Origin of the sequence: Eudoraea chungangensis (assembly GCF_029360665.1) — a bacterium.
Classification (GTDB): domain Bacteria; phylum Bacteroidota; class Bacteroidia; order Flavobacteriales; family Flavobacteriaceae; genus Eudoraea; species Eudoraea chungangensis.
Window position 1 is genome coordinate 1 of sequence record NZ_JARDUB010000015.1, and the last position, 859, is coordinate 859.

At 45.1% G+C, this 859-nt stretch carries 1 protein-coding gene; it reads right to left on the bottom strand.

What is annotated here, in order from left to right:
- On the bottom strand, positions 1–859 hold an 859-nt coding region (locus PXG98_RS16420; protein WP_276392940.1), incomplete at both ends, for a PKD domain-containing protein.

Below are 859 nucleotides of genomic sequence, written 5' to 3' on the forward strand. Positions count from 1 at the left end.
AACTAGTAATAGCCTTGTCGTCCGTAGAGTCATCACTATTAAAGTTAACCGTTAATGGCGCCAAGCCACTAATGATATCCGAATCTGCGGCAGCTACTGGTGGGGTATTCCCTCCGTCATTTGTAGTTACTGATACATCATCATAAGTTGCCGTGGTAATTACCCCATCGTTATGAGAAGTCGTAGCCAATCCTACCTGGATGGTCTCTCCCATAGTGATAGTTCTGCTACCAACTTCTACCCAATTTCCATTGGTTGTAGAGGCATAGCCCGTAAAGGTATTTCCTTCACGTACCAAACGCACGTAATGTGGGTAGGCAATAGGAACTGGACCTATATTATTACCAGACACTGTCATTGCGGTACCTGCAGATTGTCTGTGTTGCAAGTTATAAGCAACACCTACGCTCTGTGGGTTTGGCGAAATTTCCATAAAGATCATGGCAGAATTTGCTGCGTTTGTATTTCGCATCATAACTCCGGCCTTAGCCCAATCGTCTGTATCATCTAAAGACAAGACTCTGGCTATAATCTCTCCATCACCCGTTAAAGGCTGATAAACATAATGGAATTCATCACTACTGTTCCAGATATCTACTCCGGAAGCTTCCACTTCAAAGACACCCGTACTTGGGTTATAGCAGGCATCCCCCGCGGCACCTACTCCTCCAATATCACCATTAGACCAAGGAGAAGGAACAGGATCACAACTGACTACAGGATCTGTTACTGTTATACTAATTGTAGCCGTATCAAATGCACCCTCTGCATCCTCAACTCGTAAACTCACCTGGTAAACCCCGGCGGTATCGAAAGTATGCGATGGATCTTCTAAAGCACTGGTTGCACCATCATCATC